The 26571-nt window shown below is 51.1% G+C and carries 27 protein-coding genes; 10 read left to right on the forward strand and 17 right to left on the reverse strand.

Annotated elements, in window-relative coordinates:
- Positions 1-124 precede the first annotated feature (124 nt).
- Positions 125-2107 carry an exoribonuclease II gene (locus tag BZG13_RS10785; RefSeq protein ID WP_077486625.1) on the reverse strand — a complete coding sequence of 661 codons (1983 nt, stop codon included), beginning with the start codon at positions 2105-2107 and terminating at the stop codon, positions 125-127.
- A gap of 351 nt (positions 2108-2458) precedes the next feature.
- On the opposite strand from BZG13_RS10785, the gene BZG13_RS10790 reads away from it, so the two are divergent.
- Positions 2459-4261, forward strand: coding sequence for a DEAD/DEAH box helicase (locus tag BZG13_RS10790; RefSeq protein ID WP_077486626.1), 1803 nt, complete (start codon positions 2459-2461; stop codon positions 4259-4261).
- A 234-nt stretch (positions 4262-4495) separates the two neighbouring features.
- Positions 4496-5956 (forward strand): TrkH family potassium uptake protein, encoded by a 1461-nt coding sequence (locus BZG13_RS10795; RefSeq protein WP_077486627.1) that lies wholly within the window; start codon positions 4496-4498, stop codon positions 5954-5956.
- Here the strand turns inward: BZG13_RS10795 and BZG13_RS10800 are convergent, their stop codons facing one another.
- The 3 genes from BZG13_RS10800 to BZG13_RS10810 form a co-directional block, all read right to left on the reverse strand.
- Positions 5957-7624, reverse strand: a complete 1668-nt coding sequence (locus tag BZG13_RS10800; RefSeq protein WP_077486628.1) for a pyridoxal phosphate-dependent decarboxylase family protein — start codon at positions 7622-7624, stop codon at positions 5957-5959.
- A gap of 165 nt (positions 7625-7789) precedes the next feature.
- Positions 7790-9700 carry a methyl-accepting chemotaxis protein gene (locus BZG13_RS10805; protein ID WP_077486629.1) on the reverse strand — a complete coding sequence of 637 codons (1911 nt, stop codon included), beginning with the start codon at positions 9698-9700 and terminating at the stop codon, positions 7790-7792.
- Positions 9701-10202: 502 nt separating this feature from the next.
- Positions 10203-10436 carry a DUF3283 family protein gene (locus BZG13_RS10810; RefSeq protein WP_077486630.1) on the reverse strand — a complete coding sequence of 78 codons (234 nt, stop codon included), beginning with the start codon at positions 10434-10436 and terminating at the stop codon, positions 10203-10205.
- 194 nt (positions 10437-10630) lie between these two features.
- Here BZG13_RS10810 and BZG13_RS10815 point away from each other — a divergent pair, with 194 nt between their 5' ends.
- The gene (locus BZG13_RS10815; RefSeq protein WP_241824799.1) at positions 10631-10963 is read left to right on the forward strand and encodes an XRE family transcriptional regulator; all 333 of its coding nucleotides are present in this window, start codon (positions 10631-10633) and stop codon (positions 10961-10963) included.
- On the opposite strand, the gene BZG13_RS15665 is transcribed toward BZG13_RS10815, so the two are convergent.
- From BZG13_RS15665 to pdsR, 4 genes are all read right to left on the reverse strand, one after another.
- Positions 10931-11137, reverse strand: coding sequence for a DUF1289 domain-containing protein (locus tag BZG13_RS15665; protein ID WP_077457855.1), 207 nt, complete (start codon positions 11135-11137; stop codon positions 10931-10933). The genes BZG13_RS10815 and BZG13_RS15665 overlap by 33 nt on opposite strands.
- A 90-nt stretch (positions 11138-11227) precedes the next feature.
- Positions 11228-11896: a glutathione S-transferase family protein gene (locus BZG13_RS10825; RefSeq protein ID WP_077486631.1), complete on the reverse strand. Its 669-nt coding sequence runs from the start codon at positions 11894-11896 to the stop codon at positions 11228-11230.
- A gap of 111 nt (positions 11897-12007) precedes the next feature.
- Positions 12008-14233, reverse strand: coding sequence for a proteobacterial dedicated sortase system histidine kinase (gene pdsS, locus BZG13_RS10830; protein ID WP_077486632.1), 2226 nt, complete (start codon positions 14231-14233; stop codon positions 12008-12010).
- Complete coding sequence (pdsR, locus tag BZG13_RS10835; protein ID WP_077486633.1) at positions 14230-14928, reverse strand: proteobacterial dedicated sortase system response regulator; 699 nt, start codon at positions 14926-14928, stop codon at positions 14230-14232. The genes pdsS and pdsR overlap by 4 nt, the downstream gene beginning before the upstream one ends.
- A gap of 205 nt (positions 14929-15133) precedes the next feature.
- On the opposite strand from pdsR, the gene pdsO reads away from it, so the two are divergent.
- Positions 15134-15850: a sortase-associated OmpA-like protein PdsO gene (pdsO, locus tag BZG13_RS10840; protein WP_158011734.1), complete on the forward strand. Its 717-nt coding sequence runs from the start codon at positions 15134-15136 to the stop codon at positions 15848-15850.
- Between the two features lie 93 nt (positions 15851-15943).
- On the forward strand, positions 15944-16372 hold the full coding sequence (locus tag BZG13_RS10845; protein WP_077486635.1) for a GNAT family N-acetyltransferase: 429 nt from the start codon (positions 15944-15946) through the stop codon (positions 16370-16372).
- Between the two features lie 7 nt (positions 16373-16379).
- Here BZG13_RS10845 and BZG13_RS10850 read toward each other — a convergent pair whose 3' ends face one another.
- The 3 genes from BZG13_RS10850 to BZG13_RS10860 all read right to left on the reverse strand — a co-directional run bounded on the left by BZG13_RS10850 (position 16380) and on the right by BZG13_RS10860 (position 18583).
- Positions 16380-16904, reverse strand: a complete 525-nt coding sequence (locus BZG13_RS10850) for a methylated-DNA--[protein]-cysteine S-methyltransferase (protein ID WP_077486636.1) — start codon at positions 16902-16904, stop codon at positions 16380-16382.
- A 21-nt stretch (positions 16905-16925) separates the two neighbouring features.
- Positions 16926-17357, reverse strand: coding sequence for a DUF3010 family protein (locus BZG13_RS10855; RefSeq protein ID WP_077457841.1), 432 nt, complete (start codon positions 17355-17357; stop codon positions 16926-16928).
- Between the two features lie 74 nt (positions 17358-17431).
- Positions 17432-18583: an HD-GYP domain-containing protein gene (locus BZG13_RS10860; protein WP_077486637.1), complete on the reverse strand. Its 1152-nt coding sequence runs from the start codon at positions 18581-18583 to the stop codon at positions 17432-17434.
- Positions 18584-18766: 183 nt separating this feature from the next.
- Between BZG13_RS10860 and BZG13_RS10865 the strand changes: the two genes are divergently transcribed.
- Entirely contained in the window at positions 18767-19306 is a 540-nt protein-coding gene (locus BZG13_RS10865; RefSeq protein ID WP_077486638.1) for an NUDIX hydrolase, read from the forward strand.
- A 17-nt stretch (positions 19307-19323) separates the two neighbouring features.
- Positions 19324-19551 (forward strand): DUF3820 family protein, encoded by a 228-nt coding sequence (locus tag BZG13_RS10870; RefSeq protein ID WP_077457835.1) that lies wholly within the window; start codon positions 19324-19326, stop codon positions 19549-19551.
- Here the strand turns inward: BZG13_RS10870 and BZG13_RS10875 are convergent.
- Entirely contained in the window at positions 19548-20066 is a 519-nt protein-coding gene (locus BZG13_RS10875) for a hypothetical protein (protein ID WP_131825168.1), read from the reverse strand. The genes BZG13_RS10870 and BZG13_RS10875 overlap by 4 nt on opposite strands.
- A 208-nt stretch (positions 20067-20274) precedes the next feature.
- Here BZG13_RS10875 and BZG13_RS10880 point away from each other — a divergent pair, with 208 nt between their 5' ends.
- Positions 20275-21972 carry an SgrR family transcriptional regulator gene (locus BZG13_RS10880; RefSeq protein WP_077486640.1) on the forward strand — a complete coding sequence of 566 codons (1698 nt, stop codon included), beginning with the start codon at positions 20275-20277 and terminating at the stop codon, positions 21970-21972.
- Here BZG13_RS10880 and BZG13_RS10885 read toward each other — a convergent pair.
- Entirely contained in the window at positions 21969-22622 is a 654-nt protein-coding gene (locus tag BZG13_RS10885) for a hypothetical protein (RefSeq protein ID WP_069362919.1), read from the reverse strand. The two genes, BZG13_RS10880 and BZG13_RS10885, sit on opposite strands and share 4 nt — an antisense overlap.
- Positions 22623-23030: 408 nt before the next feature.
- Between BZG13_RS10885 and BZG13_RS10890 the strand changes: the two genes are divergently transcribed.
- Positions 23031-23459: a hypothetical protein gene (locus BZG13_RS10890; RefSeq protein ID WP_077457829.1), complete on the forward strand. Its 429-nt coding sequence runs from the start codon at positions 23031-23033 to the stop codon at positions 23457-23459.
- Positions 23460-23514: 55 nt separating this feature from the next.
- Positions 23515-24513 (forward strand): L,D-transpeptidase family protein, encoded by a 999-nt coding sequence (locus tag BZG13_RS10895; protein WP_077486649.1) that lies wholly within the window; start codon positions 23515-23517, stop codon positions 24511-24513.
- 83 nt (positions 24514-24596) lie between these two features.
- Here BZG13_RS10895 and BZG13_RS10900 read toward each other — a convergent pair whose 3' ends face one another.
- The 4 genes from BZG13_RS10900 to BZG13_RS10915 all read right to left on the reverse strand — a co-directional run bounded on the left by BZG13_RS10900 (position 24597) and on the right by BZG13_RS10915 (position 26570).
- Positions 24597-24842, reverse strand: a complete 246-nt coding sequence (locus BZG13_RS10900; RefSeq protein ID WP_077457827.1) for an Lpp/OprI family alanine-zipper lipoprotein — start codon at positions 24840-24842, stop codon at positions 24597-24599.
- 185 nt (positions 24843-25027) lie between these two features.
- A complete protein-coding gene (locus tag BZG13_RS10905; protein ID WP_069362923.1) occupies positions 25028-25504 on the reverse strand; it encodes a copper chaperone PCu(A)C in 477 nt (158 codons plus the stop codon).
- Positions 25505-25506: 2 nt separating this feature from the next.
- On the reverse strand, positions 25507-26094 hold the full coding sequence (locus BZG13_RS10910; RefSeq protein ID WP_077486641.1) for an SCO family protein: 588 nt from the start codon (positions 26092-26094) through the stop codon (positions 25507-25509).
- The gene (locus BZG13_RS10915; protein WP_077486642.1) at positions 26091-26570 is read right to left on the reverse strand and encodes a hypothetical protein; all 480 of its coding nucleotides are present in this window, start codon (positions 26568-26570) and stop codon (positions 26091-26093) included. The genes BZG13_RS10910 and BZG13_RS10915 overlap by 4 nt, the downstream gene beginning before the upstream one ends.
- Position 26571: the final 1 nt, after the last annotated feature.

The following is a 26571-nucleotide window of genomic DNA, read 5'->3' on the forward strand; positions in this document are numbered from 1 at the left end:
TGGTCTAGCGAGTCAGTTTATTTTAATGATTAGACTATCATTTTGGGGGCAAAAAGAAAGCCAAGCGATGCTTGGCTTTCTGCGGATATTTTGCACGACGGGCGTGGTTAGAGCGAGAACAGGTTTATTCGCTCTGTGACGCCTCAGGCAGGGTAAATACTTGGGTTGGCTTAGCCACAATCGAGCGCGTTGTCTCTTTAATATCGGCGATAATGACTTCTAGGCTATCACCGAGCTTGAACTCAATATTCCCGTCGATAGTCACTGTGCCCGTCTCTTTATCACAAGCAATCCGCGTTTTGTTATCCATAATCAACGACGATGGGATAAAGGCAGGCGCGCCATTTTCCAGCAAGCGTACACGCATTCCGGCTCGGTTGATGTCAAAAATCTCCGCGGTGTAGCGGGTTTGCGCTTCAACTTCTGGCTTGAGCAAGCGGGTATAGAGCCAATCAGCGACATCGCGCTCGGCCATCCGGTGATGCTTACGATGGCCAGCAAGCTCTTCACCCACGGTATCGGCCGGGGCATTGGCCTCTGTTTCGCCGCGAATAATCGCTTTGAGCAAACGGTGGTTGATCATATCGCCGTATTTACGAATAGGTGATGTCCACGTGGCGTAGACATCTAGGCCCATCGCGTAGTGTGGTGCTGGCTCATGACCAATTTCGCTGTAGGCTTGGAAACGGCGCAAGCGATTATCGAGATAGGTGGTATCTAGGCTGTTTAACCAGCGACGGAGTGCGCTGAAGCCTTCGACGGTGGCTAGGCTTTCGCTGTCCGCCTCGCCGTCGTGCGCTTTCACCAGCTCGACCACATCGTCGAGCTTTTCACTGTTAAAGCCGGCGTGTGTGTTAAAGATACCAAACCCGAATGCGTCACTAAGTTTGCGGCCTGCGCAGATGTTGGCGCTGATCATCGATTCTTCCACGATCCGATTGGCAATGCGGCGCTGATCGGTGTGGATGGCAATCACATCGTTGTCTTCGCTGAGCTCAAAGCGATAATCAGGACGGTCGGGGAAGGTCACCGCGTGCGTCTCACGCCACTCAATGCGAGCAAGTGCAAACTGGTGAAGCTGATGAATTTGGTCGGCGATGGCTGCTGATTCTGGCTGCCACTGCGCTTGTTCACCGAGTTCGATGTAATCAGAGACTTTATCGTAAGCAAGCTGACCGTGTGATTGAATCCAAGCTGAGAAGAATTCAGCGTCGTCGGCAATGGTGCCGTCAGCATCAATATCAAAGGTGCAGCAAAGCGCCGGACGCTTTTCGTTGGCTCGTAGTGAACATAAATCATCACTCAGATCACGCGGCAGCATTGGGATATTGCGCCCAGGCAAGTAAATGGTGAACCCGCGGTCACGCGCGACTTGATCAAGCGCCTCATCGGCATCAATGTATGCCGTTGGATCGGCAATGGCCACTGTCATGGTAAAGCCACCTTGTGCGTTGGCTTTGACGTACAGGGCGTCATCCATGTCTTTGGTGGATTCACTGTCGATGGTTACAAACGGCAAATCAGTCAGGTCGCGACGTTCGAGTCCTTGCTCCAGCAGTGGCCACTCATCTTTTGGGGCCGGCTCTTGGTTGGGCAAGTTATGTTTTGCCAGCGTGACCCACCAAGGCGCAATTTTATCGTCCGCATCAGTGATTTTTTCACTGACCTGGCACATAAAGTTGTCATCGCCTTTCAGTGGATGGCGGATGAGGGACGCGACGACCCAGTCACCTTCTTTCAAGTTGTCTTGCGACAAGCCACGCTGCGTTTTTGCGCGCAGGGCGTCTTTCATTTGCGGGTGATCGGGAACCACGTTGAGACGGTTACGGATCCACTGCACACGGCCAATAAAGCGATCTAAGCTGGCTTCTACCAGCGTATCCGGCTCAGCCACTTCGCGGTCTTTCTCGGTGCGAACAAAGGCTTCAACACGGTCACCGTGGAGCACTTTCTTCATATATGGAGGCGGAATGAAAAGGCTGGTCTTGTCATCAACTTCGAGGAAGCCGAAGCCTTTTTCGGTGGCTTTTACCTGGCCTTCTTTTTTCGGCAAGGTTTCTTGGATCTGTTGCTTTAGCTGTGCTAGCAGGGGATTGTCTTGAAACATAACTCGGGTCTCGATAAACGGATCGCCACACTATACGGATTCACTGTTTCAAAACCAACCCGTGACACTAAAATCCTGTGACTCGATTTAAACGTATGGAAAGTGCGGAGAATGGCCGCGACCTTTGTTGCCTCTATGTACAAATTGCTATAAACCTGCTCACATACCGCAAATTTTGTGAACTTGTTCAACTTTTTCTGGCTTTTTTAGTGTAAATAGCGCAGAATGCACATCCTTAATGACCGAGGCCCATGGCGCTGGTGACTGACACTGTATGACAGACAGTGTTGCATGGTTGAGCAGAACGCTTGAGGGGCCCCGTTTCGCTACACTCTATAGATTGGGATCCCAATGCAAGAATCTGTAACCAAATTTCGCCAGTTAGATCTGGCCGACACCCTTTTGTCTGCGCTTGACTCAATGGGCTTTGAAACCCCTACACCTATCCAAGCCGCTTCTATCCCTGTACTCCTCGAAGGCCGTGATGCGCTCGGTAAAGCACAAACCGGTACGGGTAAAACCGCTGCATTCTCGCTGCCGCTGTTGAACAAAGTCGACTTAAGCCAGCGCAAGCCACAAGCTATCGTTATGGCACCAACGCGTGAGCTTGCCATCCAAGTCGCGGCGGAAATGAAGACGCTGGCACAAAACATCAAAGGCTTAAAAGTCCTTGAGATTTACGGCGGTGCGTCGATTGTTGACCAAATGAAAGCGCTGAAAAGCGGCGCGCATATCGTGGTCGGTACGCCAGGACGTGTGAAAGACTTGATCAACCGCGATCGCTTGAAACTCGACGAAGTGCATACCTTTATCCTCGACGAAGCGGATGAAATGCTCAAGATGGGCTTTGTGGACGATGTTACCTGGATCATGGAGCAAGCGCCTGAGAGTGCACAGCGCATCCTGTTCTCGGCAACCATGCCGCCTATCGTTAAACAAATCGTTGATCGCTTCTTGCGTGAGCCGGCGCGTATCGACGTCGCGGGTAGCAACCGTACGGTTGAGAAGGTTGAGCAGCAGTTCTGGGTGGTTAAAGGTGTTGAAAAAGACGAAGCGATGAGCCGTCTGCTAGAAACGCAAGACACTGATGCGTCTATCGTATTTGTGCGCACCCGCCAAGACACCGAGCGTCTTGCCGACTGGTTGTCAGCGCGTGGTTTTAAATCGGCGGCACTGCACGGGGATATCCCACAGTCACTGCGTGAGCGCACGGTTGATCACTTAAAGCGTGGCGTGATTGATATTTTGGTCGCGACTGACGTCGTGGCACGTGGCCTTGATGTACCGCGCATCACTCACGTATTTAACTATGATATTCCGTTTGATGCGGAGTCTTACATTCACCGTATTGGTCGTACTGGCCGTGCTGGCCGCGCGGGTAAAGCGATTCTGTTGGTGCGCCCTAACCAAATGCGTATGCTGCGCACGGTTGAGCGTGTCACGCAGACCAAGATGGAAGAAATTCAGCTGCCAAACCGCGATAAAGTGGCGGAAGCACGTGTCGCTCAATTAGCCGGCGAGTTAGCTGAAAAGAAAGATGGCGATGCCATGGCACCTTTCGTTGAGCTGATTGAGCAACTGCAAAACGATATCGACGTGGATGCAACCACCTTGGCAGCGATGCTGTTACAACGCCAGCAAGGTAAGCGTCCATTGTTCTACAAGGGCCCAGACCCGATGATTGCAGCGATGGAGCGTGAGAAACAACGCCGTGAACGTCGTCGTGACGATCGTCAAAATGGCACTGACCGTCGTGACACCAACCCAGCTGATTGGGATACGTACCAATTGGACGTGGGTCGTGAGCAAGGTGTTCAGGTTAAAGATATTGTGGGCGCGATTGCCAACGAGCTTGGCTTAAACAAGCAAAACATTGGCGCGATCAAGCTGGCACCGGCACATACGTTTGTACAGTTGCCGAAAACCATGCCGAAAGACGTGTTTGCACAATTGCAAAAACTGCGTATTCGCCAAAAAGAGACCAACGCCCAGCGTGTTGAAGGTCAAATCATGCGCGAACGTCGTGGCGGTGACCGCAATGGCGGCGGTCGTGGCCGTAACGAGCGTGGCCGTGGCGAACGTCGTTTCAACCGTGATCGCGGCAACGAGCGTCGTGGTGGCCCTGCGCGCGGCGATCGTCGTCAAGCACAGTAAAATTAGGAAGCCGGGCAGTGATGCCCGGCTTTTTCATAACGTGTCTGCGATGTAATGCCTTGTATGCAGGGTATTAACGACGTAGATATGAGGCCTTAATCCTCCATGACATTCTGGAATAAGACCTATATAGTTAAACGGTGAGGTGATAAGTGTTACGCCACTGTTTGTCGCTACGCGTGGTGGCGATGGATCGATAAACCACGAGCGTGTTAATGATGAGTTGCCTCTGTCATGATTAACTTTAAAAATACCCTGCGTCTGCTTGGCATGCCTATTTTATGGATGGGTGTTGTTCAATTTGTTTTTGGACTCTTATCGCTTTTTATTTTCCGCGATGGTGTTTCAACCGACTTCTTTTACCCTTCGTTGCTAATGATGATTTCATCATTGGCCATCTCGTGGCTTTTTCGGCAAAGCAAACTCAATCAGGTCACCTTTCGCGATGCATTATTGTTTTCGACGCTGACCTGGATATTGGTGGGGTTGCTTGGCGGTATTCCGATAGCGTTGGTCACTGGGGTTAACTTTACTGATGCCACGTTTGAGTCGATCAGTGCCTTGAGTACGGCAGGGGCCACCATTTTAAGTGGCTTGGACAATATGCCTGCTTCTTTCTTGCTCTACCGTCAATTTTTGCAATGGATGGGGGGGCTTGGCGTGGTGATCTTCGTGGTCGCGGTATTGCCAATGCTCAACGTGGGTGGCATGCGGCTATTAAAAGCTGAAACGCCAGGGCCAATCAAAGACGAAAAACTCTCTCCCCGAATCTCAAAAACGGCGCACTATTTGTGGGGGGTATATGTGGTGATTACCCTTGTATGTGCGCTGGCCTATTACATGGCTGGCATGAGTGCATATGATGCGATTGCCCATAGCTTTTCTACTGTCTCAACCGGTGGGTTTTCTACCCACGATGCCAGCATGTGGTATTTTCAAAGCCATCTTATTTTAATGATTTCTAATGTGTTTATGCTGCTGGGCGCGATCAATTTTGGTTTGCATTTTCGTATTTTCCGTATCGGTTGGCGCGGTTTAAAACTGTATATCGATGATGAAGAGTCACGGGTATTTTTGATTGTGGTGGCGTGTCTCTCCCTAGTGCTGGGTTTTTACCTTTATGGTGAAGCTCGTTATGAATCGCTCTGGGTATCACTCAGCTTTGCGGCGTTCCATGTGGTCTCTTTTATTACCAGTACCGGGTTTGGGGCCGCGGATCTTAGCTCGTGGCCAGCGGCAACCGCCTTATTCTTGGTGTTTTGTGCCTACCTTGGCGGCTGCTCGGGGTCGACTGCCGGCGGCAATAAAATGATCCGTGATATTGTCACTTTTAAAATCATTCGTCGCCAATTACACCAACTGGTACACCCCTCGGCCGTGATCCCGATTCGTTATCAAGACAAGGTGGTCTCGAACGATGTGACTCAAGCGGTGATGGCATTTATGTCGCTGGCAGCGCTGACTACCGGTGTGTTTACCCTATTAATGATGATGACCGGGCTCGATTTTTGGTCGGCATTTACCGCCGTGGTCGCTTGTATCAATGTGCTTGGGCCAGGTTTTGGTGAAGTAGGCAGTAACTTCCAGCCGGTGACAGATACGGGCATTTGGATCCTAAATATTGCCATGATCTTAGGGCGTTTGGAGTATTTCACCGTATTGGCGCTGTTTATGCCGCACTTTTGGCGTTGGTAACTAGACCAACTGCTCTGTGTCCTCGGTGCATATCGAAGCGACAAACTCATCAATATGTGTGTAACACGTGTACGGATTTAAAAAAACGGCTTTCTCACCGGGAATAAACAGGCATTGACCGTTGGCGTCAAAGTCTGTGTGTGCAATGGACTCGACCCAATTGGTTTGTAGTTTTTTGCCTTGTCGGGCAAGAAAATGCTGACGGTGGAATAAGCTATGTTGGGTAATGCTGTCAATGCGCGCCCCGACTTGATGCAAGGTTTGTTCTTGTTGGAACATCGCATTCACATCCAGTGTGGGGGAGGGTTGATAGAGGCGAAACGCGACCGTCGGCCCCAAGTTATCACCAGCGACGACCTTGCAATGGGGGAGTGCGTCTAGGTGTGCTTTTAAATACTCGGCATTTTGCAAGCTATGCGCAATCATGGTTTGATAGCCGCGTTTACCCAGCATATTGAGGGCGCAATAACTGCCATAAGCCCCTGCGGCGCCACGCGAGCATTCTATTGTCGACTGTAGATGGGTTTGTTGTGTTTTGCTGCTTTCAAAATAAGAAAAGTAATGCGGATCTTGCTTGAGATGCTCCATGTCTGTGTGTTGTTTGAACATTACCAGGCTGGCGGTATAGGGCACGAATCCCCACTTTTGAAAGTCGATAGTGATGGAATCGGCAAAGCGTAGCCCGCGGATGCGTGGTATTAATGCTTGAAGTTTGTTCAATGTCGCAGCGTTGATCCCGATGGGGTTGGCGGCGAAATCATAATCATTGAACATCACTAATGGCCAGCCCACTGCCGCATCAACATGGATATGTGGTTTTACGGACGTGTCAAAGCGCTGACAGGCTTGCGTCGTGATTTGATACACGCGCTCAATGTCGTCAATCGCGAAGGTATCTGTGGTACCAAAGGTCAGCAAAATGGTAGGGACCGGTATCTTCTCGGCTAAACAATGGTTGAGCGAGTAGGCAAAATCGTCCAGATCAAGTCGGTTGTTGGCATCCACTTTAATACGCAATACCTGGTTGGGGATATCTATGCCCAGTAAACCGAGGTTAGTCATATTTGAATAGTGGCCGGCGAGTGAGTTAATCATGCGAAAATCTTGTCCTTGCAACCCCCGCTGGCCTGATAGCGGGAACTGCTTTCTCAGTCCCATCAAGTAACCGTACAAATTGCCGAACGTCCCGCCTTGGGTAACAATTCCGGTTGCTTGGTCAGGATCATAGCCAATCAAATTAGCGACTTGGCGCACGAGTGTTTTTTCTAGCTCTACAGACATTCCCGCGTATTCGCTATACACGAGATTGGGGTTCGCCATGGTAGCAAGGAGAGCCCCATGTATCGCCGGATCGCAGGGGGCGGTGATCACGTTTTCCACCGCACGAGGTGATGTCCAATCTTTGGAGTAGGTGGCGGCTTGCCGTGCCAGATGAGGCAGTGTCGTGGCGCTAATGTCACTTTGTTCGGGAACATGCGTTTGTTGGCTCAATGGATTCGCCGTGTCGGCCACAACAGGATGCATGCCGTTCTCCAACCAATGAGCCAGCTCTGGCGTCCGATAGACGGGCCAGCGATCAGGGTCACGGTCGAAAAAGTGTTGGCGAATGGTTTGGTATTGTTGGGCAAACGTCGTGGTTAACGCGTGTGTTGGAAAAGAACGAGACATAGGTACAACCCTCGCCAATAGGAAGCAGGCAGTCATATACTGCCTAATCGGGTGAACGTCAGCCATAGTCGGCTTGTGTCGTGCTGAGCCGAGTTTTGCTTGGTGCGGGATATGGCGCCGCGGCCTTGCAACGCCAATCCCGCTGAGCTACAGGGCTTTGCTGACTTATTGCAATTTAAAGTTGTGAACCATGCGGTCTAACTCTTCGTTCGAGTGAGTCAGCGACTTGGTGGCCGCGGTGGTTTGATTGCCACTGTCTACCAGCTTATTCACCATATCCCGAATCGACAGCATGTTTTTGCTCAGCTCTTCCGCGACAGAGCTTTGTTGCTCGGTGGCCGTGGCGATTTGGGTGCTCACATCGTCGATTTCGGTGACAGATGAGCTCATGATGGTCAAGCTGTTGGACACCTCTGAGGTTTTGTCTGCCGTGGTCTGACACTGCTCTTTGGTTTTCTCCATGGCTTCGACCACACTCGAGGTACCATCGAGTAACGCGGTGAGCATCTCAGAAATTTCCGTGGTGCTGCTTTGCGTGCGAGCGGCGAGGGCACGCACTTCATCGGCAACCACTGCAAAACCTCGGCCTTGCTCGCCAGCGCGCGCTGCTTCAATGGCCGCGTTGAGCGCCAGCAAATTCGTTTGTTCGGAAATTTCGCCAATTACCGTCAGCACGTCACTAATCCGGTTCGCATCTTTGTTCATGCTGGTGATTCGGCCAGACATTTCTTCCACTTCATCAACCAGTGCACTGACCGTGACGACAGCGTTATCAACCACTTTGAGTGACTGGTTGGCCTCTTTACTGGCTGAGGCGGTGATGCTGTTTGACTGAGAAACGTTTTCTGCAATGTTTCGCGCGCTCTCACTCATTTGAGTGATAGCGGTGACCACTTGCTCGGTTTCAGAGGAGTGCGCGTCGAGCACAGATTCGTTTTCGCTGGTCGTTTGGGAAAGCTGACTGATATTGGCGGAGATCGCCTGACTCGACTCGGCGACGCTCAATATCATGCCTTGTAAGTTCTCGACAAAGCGGTTGAAGCCGTCACTGATTTGCGCCAAATCATCATTGCCGTTCACGTCAAGGCGAGCGGTGAGATCCCCTTCGCCGCGCGACAGATCCAATACCGCTTCTTTGAGTTTGAGTAAGGGGCGATACGAAAACTGAATAATCGCATAAATGGCACCCAGACTGGCGATAAGGAGGACAACACCGGTGCCAATCGATTCGAATTGGGCATCGCGAACTCCCGCCAAGGCGGTTTCTTGGTCAACAAAAACCATCAGGGTCCAATACCTGTTTTCGGTTAGGTTGACTCGCTGGAAATAGCCATCAAATTGAATGCCTAAATAGGGGAACGTGAGGTGACCTTGCTCGCTACTGCGGAACATGCTCTCCATTTGTGAAAAGTTAGGACTAATTTGAGAGGGGGTTTTACCGATATCATTGGGGTCATCACTGGCAAAAAACACCGCGTTTTGATCCGTCAATGTCGCGGCCCCACCGGCAAAGCGCATCTCACTGACTTGCGTGATGACATCTTCTAACGGAATATCACCAAGCAGCGCGCCGATAAACTGGCCGTTTTCAAACACTGGTGCCACGGCGCTGATCACTTTTCCACCGGTGACCTTGTCCGTGTAAATGTCAGTCAAGTGAATGGACTGATCGGATTTAACCGTACGGTACCAGTCTCGGTCTCGGAAGTTATATTCATTGGTGGTCACACCATTACCATTGTGATTAGACATGTACGACGTACCGTTTTCGTAGGTCATGATCACATTGGCAATACCGGCGGTGTCCGCAAGCATACGGACTTGTGCGACATTCTCAGGCTCGGTCAAATTTCTCGAGAAGTGCCCGGCACCTTGCTCTACCGCAGTGAGCTGAGACTGAACTAATTGCTCTAATTCAAGCACATGGTGATCAACCTTGTTTTTCGTTTGTTCGACCAAGGCACTGACCATCTTGTCACGTAATGACATCGCATTGATCGAACCGAGAACCACCAGCGAGAGGGTGACGAGCAGCCCGACCCCCAAAATAATGCGTGATTTAAACCCTAAGGTCATGACAATTACCCCTTACTGAGCGCGTGTTTGCCTGTCTAAAAAGTAAGGGTGCTTCCTGTGCTTGGTGTGCGTGTATTGTCCGCTTTTTTATGCGGTTTTTTGTTGCCCAACCAGGAGTCACCCAGCCAACGTTTATTTGAAATTAGTGCTTATATTGCCTTTGTGCCAAATAAAAAAAGAAATTTTTGATAAGAATARCAATAGAGGGAGGGGGCGGTTTTTGCTAGTTGATAGATGAAAAGTGTATAACAATTTGGTGCTGTTTTGATGAAGGAATTATTAGGCAATAAAGACAGGGGTTCGGGTTTTAAACGCCGTGTAAGAGGCTTACTGATATAAGTGCTTTATTTTCAGCACCTATCAGCAGCGAGTAAGGTAAAACCAAACAGTGGTGAGGGGTTGAGACGTATGAAAGCTTGGCGTAATGATGTCGGCAATAAAAACCGTGTGGCGTACGCTGACTGACAGGTGCCAGCACCGATGCGAAGGTGCTGGTAAAACCTTATTCGGAGGAAGCGGTCTCAGGGATGATAAAGGCGTCAGGTTGTGCACGGTATTTTTCTACACTGGCGAGATACACCTCGCGCTGCCAATCGACTAAGGCGCTGGCTTCCTGCTGGTAAAGGGTTTGTGGCGCTTGGTTATTCACTACCTTCCATACGGCGTAGGCAGCTTGTTTATCGAGTTCAATTTTTTGTTTCTCGTCGGCAGGTAGATTCGCCAAGTTGACGTCCATAGCACATCTCTTATCTGATCAGGGCTCTTGGATCCTAACCGAGCTGCTCGATTCCAGCAAGATTTACTCGTCGTTTACCCCGAGCTGACATTGTGGCGTACTGGGTTGTTAGGCTAGTGGTTTTTAAACGATAGCCAGTGGACACCGTGATGACGTTTAATGAGCAAGACCGACAGGCTTTGTATGAGATATGGATGTCTTATAAAGCGAAAGCTCGGATTACCCAGATAGAAATGGCAAAAAAGCTTGAGATCAGCCACCTTAGCTTTTCGCGGTGCATTCACGGCGATGCCGTCCTTGATAGCCAGTTTGTGTTTGCGTTTTGCCAAGCAATGGGCGTTGAGCCGAACAAGGTTCTGCCCAGCTTGCGCGACCGCGAACAGGTCGAGCAAGACGTGCTCGTGACCAGTAAAGTGATCGTCGATGGGGCGATTGAAGCCGTGCATTATGAGGGCAGTACGGTGATTATCGAGTATCGCAAACCGCTTGCGCCTTCAGCCAGTGCGGCGCTTGAACGGGTTTCGTGAGCGGCGAGGCGGGTCAGTAGGGCAAGGGTCTGGTCGATTTTCCAGCTCTAACATAATGGTTTCGCGCTCGGTGTCCGTCATTTTTCCCCAGCGAACAATTTCGTCAAGCGTGCGCTTGCAACCGAGGCAAATGTCTTCTTCACGCCGACAGTGACCAATGCAAGGTGTTAACACGCGACCTCCTCAAAACGACCAAACTAGCAGACAGACAGTTGATAGGCTGTCTGTCTGACTCGAACATGACGCGTTAGTATAGCGAGTTTGCTATCGCGTCACCATGCCGCGTACTTGCTCGGCCCGTTCATCGTCTGTTGCCTCATCAGGCGCGGGAGTCAGTAATGCTTTTTGACAAGCAGGACGCGCGGCGAGTTTGTCTAGCCACGCTTGTAGCGCGTCTAATCCGCTAACATCGACACCGCTCCATTCATGGATCCTCGCCCATGGCCACGTGGCCATATCAGCAATGGTATAGCTATCTCCTGCCAAGTAAGGGTGCTGTTGCAGTTGCTTATCGACCACTTCAAGGAGGCGGCGGCCTTCTTTTTGATAGCGCTCAATCGCGGCGGGGATCGTCTCTGGGAAATAGCGATAGAAGACATTGGCTTGCCCCATCATTGGCCCCACGCCTCCCATTTGGAACATCAGCCACTGAATTGCCTGCGAGCGCGCCTTGGGATCCTTGGGTAAGAACTGCCCCGTTTTTTCGGCGAGATAAAGTAAAATTGCCCCTGACTCAAAGACAGGAAAGTCGCCATTGGCTCTATCGACAATCGCGGGAATACGACCGTTGGGGTTGATGGCTAAAAAATCGGGCTGTTTTTGCTCATTGGCCATGAGATCAACGCTGTGGAGTTGATAATCCAGCCCCATTTCTTCTAGCGCAATCGCCACTTTTTGCCCGTTAGGTGTCGCAGCAGAATAAAATTCAATCATATTGGCTCCTTGCTCGGGGGTGTCACGCGGTGAGTGATCCCGTAAAAAACCGGTCCCTTATCAATACAGGGCACTGCTAATCAGTATTGGGACCAATCTGTTTAAGATCAATCAGTGTGTGATTGACTGTGTATTGGGCCATGTAAGTGACAGCGTCACACCATCTCCGTGTGGCCGGTTGGCAGCGACAAGCTCGGCTTGGTGAAAGTCGGCGATTAACCGTGCGATATACAGTCCTAAGCCAAGATGAGGCTTATCCGCGTTCTGACCATCAGGGCGGACACTGACCATAGAGTTAAAAAGTTGCTCGCGCATATGCTCGGGGAGCAATGGACCATGATTGCTCACGCTCATCGCGACCTGATGTGTATCTTGTGATAGCGATAAGGCGATGGGAGTGGTGCCGTCGTCAAACTCCACGGCATTGGCGATAAGCTTGTCGAGTAATTGCGCGAGATAATCAGGGACACCGCATACCTTTACGGTGTGGTGGGGCAGGCTTAGGGTAAAGGTCTTCTCTGGGTAAGCGAATTGGTAGCCTTGGGTACAGCCTTCTAGTAAGGCATTGAGATCCACAGTCTCCTTGTCAGCGTTATCAAAGCTCTGCTCTAGGCGGGTGGCCTCGGTTAACGTCGATAAAATCCCCGCGAGGCGCTGAACCCCATCTTGCGCGCGGTTAATGTAGGTTAAATGCGCTGGGTTTTCCTGGGTGTAGGCCATGTTCTCAAGCGAGGATCGCACCACGGCAATCGGCGTGCGTAGCTCGTGGGATAACCGCGAACTCATAGCTTCCAAGTAGTGATTATACCCGGCAATTCGGCTGACCATGTCGGCCATGGTGCGTGACAGCCGGCCAATCTCGTCATGGCTATGCGTGGTGGTTATGGCGCCGGTGACTCGGCCTTGGCTATCGATAGCGTGGTCGGCCTCGTGTTGGAGACGGCGTAAGCGCTTGGCGATATGGGATCCAAATAACAGCAGCAACAGCACTCCGGTACAAATCACTGCCAGCATGACGGAAAACAGGGTTTCCAATGCGTCATTACGTAAACTGCGAATGCCGTTGGTGGTCTCTTCGACGATCACCGCCCCGGCGACACGGTCGTCGAGCCAGATAGGATAGGCGGCGGATAAGATCATCGCTTGGTTATCGTCCGAGCTGCGCCAACCCGCATAGGGCCGTCCTTGCAACGCTTGCTGTGCCTGCACGCCTTGGTAAATAGAGGCTTGCTGCATGGCGTCGATGAAGTGATCGGGTGGCGTCACGAGCAAGCGGTCATACCAGGGGCGCAGTAGTGTGTCGGTTATCCAGGGGATCAACCCCTCTGGTTGGTCTGAAGGCGACTGAGGCTGCCAAACGCCATTGGAGGTTTGAATATCGCCATCTTTGGCGAGCACGCGACTGTGTTTGTCGACGACCCAAACGCGCGAGGCGTCGTTATTCATTCGCTCAATCAGAGATTGGATAGCGGCCGAGGGCATCATAAAGCTGCCCAGAGTGGTGGGCGAGCGCGTTGAAGCACTGCCGATGATGGCGTTAAGTGGCCGTTCGAAACCATTGCCGCGATCATAATAGGCAAGCGCCAGCTGCTGGCCAATCCAATTGGCGGGGAGTTTCACTTCAATGCTGTACCCTTTTTCTGTTGCTTGCCATTTTGCCGCGATGGGCAAGGGCTGAGCGGGGCCTTCCATCGTGGTCTCGTCAGCCCGCTCAGGCAGCCCATTGGCTAGATGAGTGATATGGGCATTATCGCTGTTGCGGGCTTGGCTGAGCGCGACGCGATAAAACGCCCCTTGAGGGGATGTGAGCGCGATAATCAAGTGATCTTGGCTGGTTATATCCCCCTTTTTCTGAGCTGGGGTTGGCATCGTATCGGTGACATTGAGACCGAAATAAACAGAATCGGTATTGCTGCCGGTGAGCACTGACAACGCCAATTGGTCACTCTGGTAGGGGACTTGGTTAAAAATCAGGCCATCACGCTGGTAAAGGCGTTGATGATGGCGATCTGGGTGCCAGTCGCTCAAGTCGCCATCCAACCTGATGGGGTGGTTAAGACGAAAAGCGTGGAGATCCTTTCCTGGTTCCAGCTTTGAGGGCGTTTGCCGATAAGCAAAGAGCGCCGGTCGGTCATTCATCCCCATGGCAAAGGCGCGTGCCGTCCCCATCAAGGTTTGCTCTTGCCCTTGTCGTAGTACGGTTTCCATCTCCCACACATATTGGTACCCCAGATAGGGCAACAGCAGCAAAAAGCTCGATAGCACCACTATTTTGGTACGGATCCCAGCCAGGTGTTGCCATACGCGACGCGCAAGCGGGTGTAACTTCGCGATCATTCGGGGGCCTCATCCCAACGGTAGCCCATGCCATAAACGGTACTGATGCAATCAAACTGCTTATCAACCACCATGAATTTCTTACGAATTCGTTTAATGTGTGAGGTGATAGTGCTGTCATCCACCACAGCATGTGCTTCATCCATGAGCGCTTGACGGCTTTTAACATGCCCGGGTCGTTTGACGAGGGCGTGTACCATCCAAAATTCGGTCACGGTGAGATCAATCAGTTGGTCATGCCAATAGACCCGCATCCGGTCCAGGTCGAGGTCAAGAGGGCCACACTGGAGACGCTTATCCGCTTTAGACGGGCTTTGTGCCAATAAGTCTGAGCGACGGAACAAGGCGGCAATACGTGCCATTAAATGCGGCAAAGACACATCCTTGGTGAGGTAATCATCCGCGCCCATCCGCAACCCAACCACGGTATCAATGTCACTGTCGCGCGCGGTGAGGAATATAATCGGCACCGTCGCCGACAAGGCGCGGAGGGATTGGCAAAGGGCAAACCCCCCATCGATTTCATTGCCTAAGCCTATATCAATGATCGCTAGGTCGGGCAATTGCCGCTCAAAGGCCACCTGCGCGCTGGGCCGGTCTTGGTAGGTATGGACTTGGTAACCCTGGCGGCGAATAACATCGGCGTAGTTTTCTCGGATCGCCGCGTCATCTTCCACTATCGCGATGTGTTTCATAACTCTGTCTTCGTATCTTGCGTTGTGATGACTATACCCAAACTGTGTGCAGAGAAAACCCTCTTCGCGCATGAAACGTCAATTGCCATTTTTTTGCCACTATTGATCGCCAGATTGCCATTTTTACTCCCGCAAAATGCCTGATCGGCTTGTTTTAATGTCCTCATCGCCAGCACGGCACAACAACCACACTTTCGAGGACATTATGGATATCAAAAAAGCACTTACACACTCTGTATTCGCCGTTTCAATGTTCGCGGTCGCCACACCACAAGGGATGGCCGCCAGTGAGGTTGAACGCAATAAACAGCCTGAGTTGATCGGGATGGGAAGCGGTGCCATCGCAGGAGCGGTGGTGGCAGGCCCTGTCGGCGCGGTTGCAGGGGCCATTATTGGCACCGTGATGGGACAAAATGCCAGCTATGAAGACTTGGCCGACGAGCAGGGTGAGACGATTCAAACGATCCGAGACGAGAATCAATCACTGAGTCGGATTAGCCAAAAATACAATGAAGCGCAGCTTGAACTCGCGCGTTTGCGCAGTGCGCAGCATCAGGTGGACGATCTTGCCTTGGCGATGAATATTCAGTTTCGCACCAGCTCAGCAGATATCGAGCCGCACTTTATGATCCAGCTCGACGAGCTAGCCGGGTTTATTCAACAAATGCCAAATGCGCAATGGCAACTCGCAGGCTATGCCGACCCAAGAGGGCGTCAAGGCTATAACCAAGCACTGTCGGAACGCCGCGTGCAGGCAGTCAAAGATTATCTCGTCTCGTTAGGTGTGGATCCGCATCAGCTCAACACGGTGGCGTATGGGGACAGTCAGCCACTGGATAATCAAGCGGGAAATGAGGGCTTTTTCTTTGACCGCCGTGTGACGGTAAGCCGTATGGCGGATACGCCAACCGCTCAGCGTTAGTCACCCATCCCCGCGCTTTTTACAACACAACGCCTCATCGGTAGATTGAGCCAGCAGTCTGCGGGTGGGGTAACCCAAACAAGGAAGACGATAATGATAAGACAAGCCATTGATAAAGACATCGATGCCATTAGCCAACTCTGCGCACTTTGCCAGTCAGATAACGTAGACAAGCGTCAGATGCAGCGCCATATCAGGCACTTACTTAATCAAGACTTGGTGTCAGTCAGCGTGGCTGAGCTTTGCGGCTTGGTGGCGGGTGTGGTGGTCTGTCAGGTGATCCCACAATTAGGTTTATCAGGCCACATGGGGCGCATTAGCACCATTATTGTTGACGAACCATTCCGTGATATGACGTTGGGGCGTCAACTGCTCGTCGCTGCCGAGCAGGCGCTGATAGCAAGAGGGTGTGATCACATTGAAGTGGTTCCAAGTTACCACAAGGAAGATGCGCAGAGTTTTTATATGCACTGTGGTTTTCAGCTGACCCCAGAACGGTTGATCAAACCGCTGGCCGCGTGAGCAGATGCTAAGGCAGGGCGGGATCTGTGCTGCTCAGTTCGCTCGAAACAGCGTCGGGCCACTTGCCTGTTGCTTCCCAAGTCAGCAATGCGCGTTTGGCGGTTAATCCCCCTCCATAGCCGACCAACTGTCCTTGGCGGCCAATAATCCGATGACAAGGGATAATAATAGAAATCGGATTTTTGCCATTGGCACTGCCTACAGCTTGGTTGGCTTTTGGATTACCGATCAGATGCGAGATCGCTTGGTAACTGGCCGTTTCACCAAAAGAGATCGATTGCAGTGCCTGCCATACGCGCTGCTGAAAGGCTGTCCCCTGCGGGGCAAGAGGCACCGAGAATAACTGTCGAGTGCCTGCAAAGTATTCATCAAGTTGGTGGCAGGCCAGCTCGAGAATAGCGCCGCTTTCTGGCGAACTGACGTGATCAGTATGATTCGGTGCGCGGTTAGGGAGGTACAGAGCGGTTAATCCCTGGTTATTGGCTAGCAATTTTAATGGCCCCAGAGGGGAAGAGTAGGCTCTCTTGCTCATGGTACCTCCGTGTTCGGCACGTTATTTCTTGTCTTGATTACAATAGGCGCAAGCGGTAAGAAAGGCATTTTCCTGAAATTGCTTTAAGCCTAGCTCTTTTAAGTTTACATCGATGGGATGACGTTTTAGCGTTTGTTTCATCACGTTGGAGGAGAAGACTTCGGCGTCAACGCCTTCGATCAGTTGCAAAACAGCTTCCATTTTAAAGCCCGCACTACTACCTGCAAATTTGCCTTTGGTCTGGCGCTCACGGATAACGATTTTATCCACTTGATAGTCTTCGATGAGCTTGCTCATGGTGCGATGGAAATGTTGAATACTCTCTTGGGCTTCTGGCGAGGGCAGCGTAATTTTCTTGGCTCGACACTCAGGCACCGAAAACAAATGATTGTCACTATCTAGCAAGACCAGGTTCGCTTCATTCGCTTTTAAATCAACCGCGCAAACTCTCATTTTTCTCTCTCTATCTTAAGGCATTGTCACTGAGGGAGGGCAGTATACGCAAAAGCCTTCGCCTCGTCACAGGATTAACGAAATGCATCGACATTGATATCAAGCGCTTTCTCGCTGGTGGCGCGGGCGATACGCAAATCATGGCGCTTATCGAGATCAATATACTCGACGTCGCGAAAATGGTTACTGCGCACGGAGTAGAAGGTTTTCACAACTGGACGCGTGATGTCATCAAGGTTCTCTTGCCACACTAAACCAATACGCCCATCGACAAGTTCCACTAACGAACCAATCGGATAAAAGCCAATACACTGAATAAACGCACGCAACAAAGTGGGATCCAAATGAAACGGAGTCAGTCCCATCATGATTTTAAACGCTTCTGCCGGTGACATGGCTCGCTTATAGCAACGATCGGCGGTGAGCGCATCATAGATATCGACAATGCCACTCATGCGGCCAATCGTATGTATTTCTTCACCTTGTAATCCGTTAGGGTAGCCATTGCCATCAAGCTTTTCATGATGCATCAAGCTTACATCGCGAGCGATTTGTGAGAGGTCAGGGATACTATCCAGTACTGGCTGAGAAAAAACTTGGTGGAGTTTCATGTGGTCGAACTCTTCAGCGGTCAGTTTTCCCGGTTTATTGAGCACGTCATCGGCAACCAGCACTTTACCGATATCGTGCACTAATCCACCGACGGCAAGCTCTTGCAAAGTCGCGTGATCAAACCCCAGATGCCTGCCAAAACTCACCAACAAAAAGGCTACATTGAGCGAGTGCTCCATCAGGTAAGCACTCTTGTCGCGAATACCGCTGATCCAGGCAACGGCGTGCTGTCGTTCAAAGATATTATCAACAATACTGAGCCCTAAATCCTCGATAGGCGTCATATCGATAGGCTTATTGGCGTAGATATCTTTTAATAACCGACAAAGCTGTTGTTTTGAGGCATCGATTAATTCTCGGGCTTTTTCCATATCCGCGCCTGTCGCGGCATACTTCCCTCTGACCAAAGGGCCTTTGTAGTGGATCTCATCCAGGTTTAATAGTTGGTCCGCATCAACCCAAATATGCTTCACCCCACTTTGACGCAGCTTTTCAATCGTTTCAGGTCGACGCACATAGCCAGGTTTTGCCATACGTGTGCGGGAGTGTTCAGTTTCGATGTGTTCAACATACATGCCAAGGGTTAGCTGCTGTATACCAATTTTTTGCAACATCCTAGATTGTCCTTCCTACATAATCATCCCGATATGAATATCGGAAACAGTATTGCTCAAAGGACGTACCCACGCTATTTAAATGCGGCGAAAATTAAGTTTTTGTGCGCGCAAGATCATCCGCTCTGTAATGCGCTATGTGTGGTATCCTTGTGCGCCTTTTTTTTAATGACGCGAGTAACTATGCAAATCATAGCCAAACATACGGATGAGCGGGTGCTACCGCTGGAAGATAAAGCCATTATCAAGCGAAATGCTGCGCGAGCCATCGCGTTAGATGGTGATGAGATTTTGCTGATGTACACCGCACGCTATGATGATTACTCACTGCCAGGTGGCGGTATGGATGAGGGCGAAACGCCAGAGCAAGCTATGATCCGTGAGCTAGAAGAAGAGACAGGCGCGCAACAGATTCGAGATATTCGCCCGTTTGGCTGTTGTGAAGAGTACCGCCCTTGGTATCGTGATGGTGCGGATGTGATGCATATGCTGTCGTATTGTTTTTACTGCCGCGTTGATCGTGATCTCGGCACACCGACCTTTGAGCACTATGAAATCAATAACGGTATGCGGCCGGTGTGGGTGAGCATTGACCATGCAATTGCGCATAACAAAGCAGTGATGGCAAACAGCGAGAAAGCTGGCCAGTCGTTGGTGCGAGAAACCATGTTGCTTGAAATGATTGCTCAGCAGCGTGAGAACACCCAACAAGCCTCGGCGTAATCGACAAGGTCTGCTTCATGGACAAAGCGCAACTGATTAAATTGGCCAACATGCCCATGCCGTTTGGCAAGTACGCAGGACGTGTATTGATTGATCTGCCTGAAGAATACTTACTGTGGTTTCAAAACAAAGCCGAGTTTCCAAAAGGCGAGCTAGGAGAGCTGATGAAGCTGTGCCTGGCCCTCAAAGTGGAAGGGCTTGAGGAAGTGGTTCACCCTCTCAAGAATCTTCGTCCCGCCCACTAGCGGTCGATGACCCACAGCCTGTCGTCGCCGTTGATCTTCTGACTAAGTGCATAAAGAAGTTGTGCGCGGGCGTCGTCGCTGGGGGCAATCAGATCATAAATACCACTGACTGCTTGACCGTCTAACACTGTATCGACTCGCATGGCGGCGGCATAGGTTTCCCCGTTTTGAGTGCCGATGCATAGCGTTACTGTGGCGTCGTCAATTTCAACGCCATCTTCAAGCGCAAGCTGGGCAAAGTAAGCGAGCATAGTGGCGCGATCTGATTCTGGCCACTGTTGCGCCTGAAGCTTGGCGTATTGAATCATCAGTGGGTGGTTGTTGACCCAATATAGCGTTAGCGGTTGTTTGTCCGGTACGCTGGGTGGCTCGAAAGGTTGAGGAGGCTTAGCGGCGGCGTGATAGATATCAAAGCCCGCGAGGCTTTCTTTGGTTGGGAATTGCGCTTTTTTTACGTGGCATGCCATCCAGCGTTGTTTAACATCAAAATGGGAAATAATTTCAGACGCGTCCATAAACACCACATGCGATAACAACAATCAACAGGCATCATAACGGAGTGAGCAGAAATAACAATCGCTGCGCGATAGCACCCGACAATAAAGCCTGCCAGAGATCACAGCCCCAATCTGATTGCGTTTAAACTGGGCAGACGGAGCGGCTGTTGTCGCGTAAAATAGGAAGTATCGACAATGAATGATACTGCATTTAGGTTCCCCTTTTATGTCTGGACAGCGGCTACGTGCACAGTTCTCCCGCCTTTATCATCATTTCAATGGTGAAAGCACTGATACAACCTTGCAAGCTGTGGCGGATATTTTGGTCTGTACGCGGCGTAATGCGCGAATGGTGCTCAGCAAGCTAGAAGAGCAAGGGTGGCTTACCTGGCAGCCTTCCGTAGGGCGAGGGAAGCTCTCTCGTTTAGCGTTTTTGCGAAGTGAAATGGCACTGCGAGAAGAGCAGGCAGCACATTGGTTGGCGCAGGGCAAAATGGATCAAGCCTTGGCGTGCCTTGATCATGACTCGACCAAGCTCGCCGCCTTAATTCAAAAACAGATGGGGCCGAGTACGCAAAACGGGCGGCAAATTGTTCGCCTGCCCTATTACCGTCAACTCGAGACGCTGGATCCAAGCGAACCTTTGCGTCGTTCAGAGCAGCACTTGGTCGGGCAAATTTTTAATGGCTTGGTGCGTTATCGTGGTAGTGAACGTATCGTAACGCCGGACTTAGCCCACCATTGGGAGGCGTTGTCGCCGACTCATTGGCGGTTTTACTTACGTCCTGGTGTCCGCTTCCATGATGGTCAGCTAATGCGCGAGCAGGATGTGATAGCGAGCCTATCTGCGCTTTCTACGCGGCGTTTTTTTGCTCACCTTTCGCGCGTTGACTCGCCGGGTCCGCGTATGATCGATGTGCACCTTTCGTCCCCCGACCCAAGGTTTGATCACGCGCTTACCTTGCCAGAGGCAGTCATTCGTCCAGCCGATCGCCACCAAGCTCAATCCAGTAGTTATCAACCGATTGGGACGGGCCCTTATCGCGTGGCAGAGAAACAGCCACACCGCTTAGTTCTCGAGGCATTTGATGATTATTTTGGTTATCGTGCCCTGACCGATGAGATCCAGATTATGGTGTTTGATGAGGCGGCAATGTGCTATCTCACTCCCAGTACCTCACTGACGCCGGAGCGATTAGCCAGCCATCAAACGACCTTGAGTCAAAAGTTAGAAATGGATCAGGGGGCCGGTTATTTATTGTTGAATTGTCGCGATGGATTAGCAAAGCAACCCGCATGGCGTGAATACCTACATGCCAAGCTCTCATCGCTGCAACTACTTCCACGCTTGGCGCATTGTGGCATGGGTGAATACCGATTGTTCAATGCGTATGGACTGATGCCAGGTTGGATGCATCATGGCCTTTCGTCCATGTCACCAGTCGTGCCGTCGCCAACGTCATTGACCGTGGCGTATTTATCTGATCATCCTCTCTATCCCCTTCTCGCCAAGGCAATACACGCGCACTTACTTGAGGATGGTATTCAAGTGAAAACCCTGGCATTGTCACCTACCGACTATTTTAGTGGTCAATATGGCCGCAAAATCGATATCTGGTTAGGGGCGATGAGCTTTGGAGAACGCGGACAGGCAGGGTTATTCAACTGGCTGGGGACGCATGATCTGGTATTGAGTGCCTGCACGGATCCCATGCTCAAAACCATTGAAAGTCACACGCAGCGTTGGCGAGACACGCAAGATGATAGCTGTGCTGAGCACTTAGCCCGTTGTCTGGTTGAGCATCAAATGGTGCCGTTGTTTCATATTTGGATGGGTGTCATGGCAACGCCAGATCTCCAAGATGTGGCATCGAATGCAGTGGGGTGGTTTGATTTTAAATCTGTGTGGCACAAACCACATTAAAGACTGTTATTGTCCTCTTCAACACCGAGCGGAAACGTGGCGGTGAGTAAAAGGTATTTGTGCAACGGTAAGCCATCTTTTTTGCGAAACAAAGGGTGAAAGATACGATATCGCCCCTCAGTTAACCCTAAGGGTGCGATGGTCTCAGCAAGGCTCGATGTCGCGCTGGTCAGGCGTATTCCTTGCGCGCGATAGGCGTCTGCGTGAATTGGCTGGTGTCCCAACCACCATGAAGGAACGGCCTTACTGGCGTTGGTGCGATCAATCCAGTGATCACTGACCACAATCACGCGTCCAGGCTCAGCCGGGTTGGTGATGCCATGATTCAGTAGCCAAGCAACGTCACGCACCAGGGCATCACGACAAGCGTTATTGCCGCTGAGTAGGCGATGGGCGAGTATGTATATCGCGCTGCCATCAAGTTGTAGTTGATAGACGGTTTGGCTATGTGGGCGGGTATCGTCGAGCAAATGAAACGTTGCGGGCTTGTCGTGTGCATCAAGCACTCGCATGAGTCGGCGTGCGAGTGCTTTGCCCATGTGGGGATCACGCATTCCCCGGTTGTGAACCGTCGGATAGTGATGCTCGCACAATTTGACACAATCTTGCTGAAACTGGCGCAGTGCCAGCGAGACCAGATCATCTAACAAAAACCCGTTACTCCTACCAAAAACGTCTTGAACGCGGATGTCGTCCTGTTGCGCGGACTCATCAGGGCACACAGCCTAAAGTATGCAGTATATCACTTAAATCGCCCAATAAATCAGGGAGAAACGCTACTTTGTGCGCACTTTCTCATCGCGGGGAGGGGCTGAACGGCGATCGGTACCATGTTGTGACCAATCAAGCGGCATGGTTTGTATGTTTTTATCTACCCTTATTGGCAGATTATTGCCTCCTTCGGTGGGGACGGGGTGATGCGTTGACCCAGTCACCTTGACGATCACCGGCTCATTGCCTTATTTGGAGACACACCAGTGCCTGTTCAATTGCTATCTCATATTGGCACTAAAATTGCTTTTGTCTGTGTGCATGTCACAGTAATACAACGGAATACCATGAATTTAAACCTTTGGCTTCGTGCAGCAGTCTGGTTGACGGTTGCCTCATTTCCCGTTTCTTCATACGCGGCTGATGGCCTTGCCGCGGGGGTTTTCCTTGGCTCGCCGATGTCGGGCGTGACCTTGAAACAAAACCAATTTAAAATTCAAGCGGGCATCGACAAGGTGGGCGTTGCCGTCGATGGGACTTGGAATTTGGGTGAATGGCTTGGGCGGATGGAATATGCGCCTATGTATGTCTATGCGGGGGGTCAGTGGGTAGATGATTCAACGCACCAGTGGGGACCACGCGCAGGGCTCGGCGTCACGCTTCCGGTGGGTACGGGGGATGTGGAACTGTTCGCCGAGGCGGGCACGACGTGGTATTGGGAGGAAAAAGGCGATATTGAGTTTGAAGGTGCCGCTGGGGCGCGGATTTATTTCTAGCCGACTCCCGTCTGTGATTAATAAAAAGGTTGCATCGCTGGGGTTAGCCTGTGCGATGCTTTGGGCGTTAGCGGTGCCAACAGCGTTTGCCACCCAGTATCCGTTGCCCACCGACGGCAGTCGACTGGTTGGCTATCCAGAAGCGCACATCGTCAAAGAGGGCGAGCACTTAGAAGCCATTGCCAAACACTATGATGTGGGGTTTCTAGCGCTTTTAGCGCTCAACCCAGGAATGGATCCCTACTTGCCTGAGCCCGGCGCTTTGGTGCGCTTACCCAATCAGCTCTTGCTGCCCTCACCACCTCACTCGGGGATCGTGATTAATCTTGCCGAGTTACGCCTTTACTATTTCCCTGAGCCAGCCGCTAGAGCAGGAGGAGAAACAACAGACGCTCAACGTGCTGTTCATGTATTCCCCATCGGGATTGGTAGAGTGGGGCGCGAAACCCCCACCATGAACACCTATATTAGCCAAAAGCGCGAACATCCGACGTGGACGCCACCTCAGAGCATTCGTGATGAATATAAAAAACAGCGCGGCATCATTTTGCCTGATGTGGTGCCGGCAGGACCAAACAATCCCTTAGGTGAACATGCGCTAAGGTTGGGCTTCGGTAACGGTGAGTATTTAATTCATGGCACGAATAAGTCGTTTGGTATTGGGCTGCGAGTCAGCGCGGGCTGTATCCGACTTCGTCCTGACGATGTGGCATGGCTGTTTGAGCAAGTGGACGTTCATACTCCCGTGAGGGTGATTAATCAACCCGCGAAGCTAAGCGTTGAGCCTGATGGGCGCGTGATGGTAGAAGCCCATCGTCCTTTGTCAAAAAATGAAAAAGAGACCAAAGCGCGTTTGTCGATTGAGCCTGATCCTCAGGTGTTAGCGATGTTAGCGCGATTGGAATTGTCACCTCAGCGGTACCGAGCGGCGTTATCGGTTCAGGAAGGCGTGCCGATAGAGATCGCGACACTGACCCCAGCACAGTTAAAAGCCTGGCAGCGTCTCGAGCGTGCAGACGTAGATGTCAAGCCAGTGAGGCGAACGAAGGAGTAAACGTCAGATAACAGCATGAAAACGGCGCATGGCGTAGCGCCGTTTTGTTTATTCAATGCGTCGTCGGTGCTTAAGTCGATACGCTACTTGGTATACGACTGCGCCATATTATCAATGCGCTTGTTAGCACGTTTGGCTTCGTCATAGGCCATTTGAGAGGTATCTTTGGTATCACTCACGTCGCTTTTCATCATAGAAACGTCGTTAGAGAGCGCATCGACTTTCGCGGATAAATCATCAACACTTTGTTGTAGTGCGGTGTTGCTAGTACAGCCGACGAGCAACACGGTTGAAGCTATTGCTGCTAGAGCCATTGGACGGATTTTCATAGAGAACCTCGCTATTGTTGTTGGAGATAGCAATCACGTCAAAAGGGTCACGCGCAAGCGCGACTACCTTTTACCATAGACGCTGGTAGGGGATTTTGCTGCTGAATCCTCAACTTGGCGGCCATACCTTGACACAGTTAACATTTAACGCGCTGTTCGACCCATCCATCGAGACACGTTAAAGACTATTCGTGGTGATGATTTCCTTCATCGCTATGGTGCTGCATACCATCCATGACTGATTTCACTGGGATCTGCTTGGTCAGTGAATGACCGTCTGCAGTGTTTAAGGTCAACGAAATGTGCTCGCCTACTTTGAGTGGCTGGGTAAGATCAAATAGCATCACATGCAGGCCTCCTGGCTTTAATGTGACTTGCTCGCCTTCAGGCACCAAGATTTGCGCAATTTGTCGCATTTCCATCATGCCATCTACCATGGCATGCTCATGCAACTCTACCCGTTTCGCCGCCGGTGTACTCGCACTCACCACCCGTTTTAGCACCTTGCTTTGATTATCGAGCACCATGAAAGCGGCGCTATTTGGTGCGCCAGGTGCAGTGGCACGCGCGTAGGCATCATGAATAAAAAACTCACCATGGGCATGCACCAATGGGGCAACCATAAAAGCGATAGCGGCAATAAAAGATTTGAATGATGTCATTGTTATTCCTTGTTTTGACCAGTCACCCGTTCAATCGCTGCGATCAGCATCTCAGGGTTTAAGGTGTGAGGGACTTTCTCTACGAGTTCACCGTTCGGTGAGAGAAAATAAAAAAAGGAGCTATGGTCAACGGCATAGTCCATGGCGGAGTCTTCCAGCTCGGTGATGCGATATAAAACTCCGTAACGGTTTGCCAGCTGGGCGATTTGTGCTTCTGAACCACTGACGCCGGTGATGGCCGGATGGAAAAAATGGGCATACTCCGCGGCTTTTTCGCTGGTATCACGCTTTGGGTCGAGGGTGATAAAGACTGGCGACACCGCGTTTCGTGTCGACTCAGGGAGCGATTTTAACGCAGCAGATAGTACGGCGAGCGAGGTGGGACAAACATCAGGACAATGGGTATAACCGAAGTAAACAATGCGCGGACGTGGGTCATCGGTATTGTAAAGGTTAAACGGTTGCCCTTGTGATTGTAATGCACCCGCTTGTGCCTGCTTTTGTGACGTTTGATAGTGATCAAATAGCGCGCGGGCACCCAAGCCAAAACAAACGGCAATAATGGCGACAAGCCAAGCTTTCTTACTCATAGTCGCTCCATGCTTACTTTAATGGGGAATAGCGTGTTTGCATCATCATTAAGTGTAATGGTTCCCGCCCAGGTCATGCTGTCTTCAGTGCAAACGGGCAGCATCAATTGCCCTTGGTAAGTCAGTTTATCGGTTTGTTTAAGCACCAGCCGATATTCCCCCATATTCATTTCGACGCCTTGGAGCTTCACGAGCAAGGTATCCGTGTTAAGCGCCTGGGGGGCGGTTACCGTGAGGGTATTGGCGTGTAGTGGATGAACCACTGGATTGCCTAAGTGGGCTTGATAACCCTTGTATTGGCACGTTTGCTGATTTAGCGAACAGTAGGCGGCTGGCGCGACGGTTGAACTCGAAGCGGTCGAGAAAAAGCCAGATAGCCAAGAGGGAAGAAAAAAAGCCATCACTGCCAGCATTAAGAGACCGACAGTGATAAACAATGGGCGACTCACGGGTGATTGTGAGGGTGATATATGCATT

It is taken from the genome of Salinivibrio sp. ML323 (assembly GCF_001995745.1).
Lineage (GTDB): Bacteria > Pseudomonadota > Gammaproteobacteria > Enterobacterales > Vibrionaceae > Salinivibrio > Salinivibrio kushneri.